The following is a 2,592-nucleotide window of genomic DNA, read 5'->3' on the forward strand; positions in this document are numbered from 1 at the left end:
GTCTGAGCATGTGAATGATCCTGCTTTGTTCTGGCGGTAGAGCTTCAATCGCTGCATCCAGGCGCGACCGGTAAGCCGGATCGTCAAAATCCGACGCGGCAAAGGGATCGTGGATCCCTGCGGCCGCATCTGCGCCACGGTCTCTTGCTGCGCCTGGTATCGGGCCTGTTCGATATAGGCCATCACTTCGAACGTCGAGTAGAGCTGAAGCGCCAGCAGCGCGCGGATCGCATCCGCCTCGCTTCGCCACGCATCGAGCCGGATCAGGTCGGCGGCCATCAGCGCGGTGACCTGCGATTTCGATAGCGGCTGTTGCGTCAGGCCGCCGTCGATCAGGAAGAGGGCCGGGTTGCTCATGACCAGATGATCCTTGCGCAGTGGAAACAAACGACCTCGCCGCAGGAGGGAACGGGCTGGTGGCCGGCGGGATTGATGCAGTCGTGATCGAGTTCAAACGGATCGGCGCTGGCGAGTGCCGCAGCTGTGATCTCCTCGGGGCCGGTCTCGCGGATGGTGGTGCGCTCGATGGTTTCACGGACGGGCATCGGGGTTAACCGTCAAATTTGTTGATGTTGTAAGACATGCGCTGCATCGGTGACGGAAGCGCGCCTTCCGGAGAAATGGCGATCCTCGCTTCCAGCCCGTCAATGCTGACGCGCGCGCCTTGCGTGTCGAGACCCGGCTCCAATCCGAGAAACTGGAACGGCTTGCCGCAGTCACCGCAGAAGATGCGCAGCTCGGCCATGAAGCCGTTCGGGCGATCCAAGCAAGCGATCTTAGCTTCGACGCGGTGATTCTTGTTGTGCTGGCAGGTCATGCAGAGATGGCCTCCATGTCCGTGCCCCGGCAGTATGGGCAGAACTTCGGCTTTCCGACGCAGAGAACAACGCCGCTGCATTTGCGGCATTCCCAAGGTGAGCGTGCGAGTGTCGGTGCCGCTGGTTCATCCATCCAAGACGGTACGCTGCCGTCCTTCGGGCCTTTGTAGGGGCGGGAAATATCGCCGGGCATCATGCGGCCTCGCAAGTGATCGGCGTGGGCTTGCAGCCCTCGCAGCGCTCTTCGTCGCGGCGCTGCAAAAACTCGTGAAACATCTCCGGTCGCGGCCCGTCGATCGCGCTGTGTACGGCAGAGACGATGCACCACAGCGCCCAATCCTTAGGGTCTGTGCCGCGATACATTGAGTTTCCTTTGTAGAGGTGGTGATGCTCGGCGAGATCGCGCGCGGCGTTCATCAGCGCTGCCAGCTTCTCGGCGCCCTCCTGCGTGGCGCAGGCGCATCCGAAGAACTTAAAATCCCACCAGCCGGGACCGGTCACCCGTGCGATGCACCAGCCTCCGATGTCGCGGGCGACGAACTCACCGACCTGCGGCCGGGGCTTCTCAACTGGCTTGGTGCGGCGGGCCATCGATCTGTTTCCCGTGGGTTGATTCACGGGAAGCAGGGTAGTTCGCGATTTGCGAACAAGTCAACAGAAAAGTTTGCGTCCTGCGAACTAAGTGGCAGGAGATCTTTTGGCGCGCGTGGGTTGGGGCACGGCGGCGGGAGCGACGTAGTTGCCATTCAGTTCAGGGAATGGTGTGAGTGGGCCGCAGCTGTAGGTCGGCTCTCGCGGAGGGGAAATCAGATCCACAATCTGGCGTCCGGCCATAAGTATCTCCGTCCGCCGAATGCCGGTGTATCCGCCAAAGCTGTTCCTGGCGTTCGCGGCGACGCAAACGCACACGTTAGGCATTTGGCCGACGTGCGCCAGCCCGCCGGAACAGGTGTACGGATTGCCGATTGCGGCATCCCGGATTGATTCGGTATCTTTCCAGATGCGGCTGCGTTCGGCCAAAATTACGGCCTTCATCTCGTCGAAGTTGAGCGCCGCAGAAGCGACGGTTTCCGGCTTATCGCCACCGGCGCAGCCAGCCAATGCGGCGCAAAGTGCCGCAATTCCCAGATTACGCATGGGATGTACCTTCAGGCCGCCTGCCGGCGCGCCTCCAGTTTGACTTTGATGTGATAGGGCAACTCTTCGTCATCGCCCCAGAACAACCAATCGATAGCTAGTTTGAATTTCTTGCGGATCAGGCAGGCAGTTTCGAACGTGAGTTCCCGCTCGCCGGTTTCAAATGGATTGTAGGTGTTTCGTTTAATCCCCAGTTCCTTGGCGAAGGCGACCTGACTTGTAAATCCAAGGGCCTCTCTGAGGTTTTTCAGGCGCTTACCAACTGTTTTGGGGTCATCAATCATGGCGCCCATTGCACCATGAACGGCCCGCCTTGTCGTCTCGCAGATTGCGAACGCTTGACTTTTTCGCACTATGCGAACTATTTCTTGGTGCATGACACCTGATTCGGCATGGACATGGGCAAGCGTCATCGCCGCCGCAGGCGGCACCAAGGGTGTTGCCGAGGGGCTAGGCGAGTCCACGTCGACCGTCAGCGGCTGGAAGGTGCGGCCCGGCGGCATCCCGGGCAAGCATTGGTCGGCTCTCGTCACTCTCGCCGCGGAGGCCGGGCGCCCGGAGATCACGTTGGAAGTTTTGGCCGAAGTTGCCGCGCGCCGGCAAGTGAATGAAGAGGCCCGCGCATGACGCCGCACGA

The 2,592-nt window shown here is 60.8% G+C and carries 6 protein-coding genes; all 6 read right to left on the reverse strand.

Going from position 1 to position 2,592, the window contains the following annotated elements:
* On the reverse strand, nucleotides 1-357 hold a 357-nt coding region (locus tag AB7O82_RS32185), incomplete at its 3' end, for a hypothetical protein (RefSeq protein ID WP_428621157.1).
* Nucleotides 354-545 carry a hypothetical protein gene (locus tag AB7O82_RS32190; RefSeq protein ID WP_428621159.1) on the reverse strand — a complete coding sequence of 64 codons (192 nt, stop codon included), beginning with the start codon at nucleotides 543-545 and terminating at the stop codon, nucleotides 354-356. The genes AB7O82_RS32185 and AB7O82_RS32190, both read right to left, overlap by 4 nt.
* A 5-nt stretch (nucleotides 546-550) precedes the next feature.
* A complete protein-coding gene (locus AB7O82_RS32195) occupies nucleotides 551-817 on the reverse strand; it encodes a hypothetical protein (RefSeq protein ID WP_428621161.1) in 267 nt (88 codons plus the stop codon).
* A 193-nt stretch (nucleotides 818-1,010) separates the two neighbouring features.
* Nucleotides 1,011-1,409: a hypothetical protein gene (locus AB7O82_RS32200; protein WP_428621163.1), complete on the reverse strand. Its 399-nt coding sequence runs from the start codon at nucleotides 1,407-1,409 to the stop codon at nucleotides 1,011-1,013.
* A gap of 87 nt (nucleotides 1,410-1,496) precedes the next feature.
* On the reverse strand, nucleotides 1,497-1,955 hold the full coding sequence (locus AB7O82_RS32205) for a hypothetical protein (protein WP_428621165.1): 459 nt from the start codon (nucleotides 1,953-1,955) through the stop codon (nucleotides 1,497-1,499).
* Nucleotides 1,956-1,966: 11 nt separating this feature from the next.
* Nucleotides 1,967-2,592: helix-turn-helix transcriptional regulator (locus AB7O82_RS32210; RefSeq protein WP_428621167.1), on the reverse strand; the 626-nt coding region annotated here is incomplete at its 5' end.

It is taken from the genome of Reyranella sp. (assembly GCF_050185545.1).
GTDB lineage: Bacteria > Pseudomonadota > Alphaproteobacteria > Reyranellales > Reyranellaceae > Reyranella.

What these genes read in the sequence shown, in the direction of transcription:
- AB7O82_RS32190 (WP_428621159.1), bottom strand. Translation starts at nt 545, where the DNA reads ATGCCCGTCCGTGAAACCATCGAGCGCACCACCATCCGCGAGACCGGC.
- AB7O82_RS32195 (WP_428621161.1), bottom strand. Translation starts at nt 817, where the DNA reads ATGACCTGCCAGCACAACAAGAATCACCGCGTCGAAGCTAAGATCGCT.
- AB7O82_RS32200 (WP_428621163.1), bottom strand. Translation starts at nt 1,409, where the DNA reads ATGGCCCGCCGCACCAAGCCAGTTGAGAAGCCCCGGCCGCAGGTCGGT.
- AB7O82_RS32205 (WP_428621165.1), bottom strand. Translation starts at nt 1,955, where the DNA reads ATGCGTAATCTGGGAATTGCGGCACTTTGCGCCGCATTGGCTGGCTGC.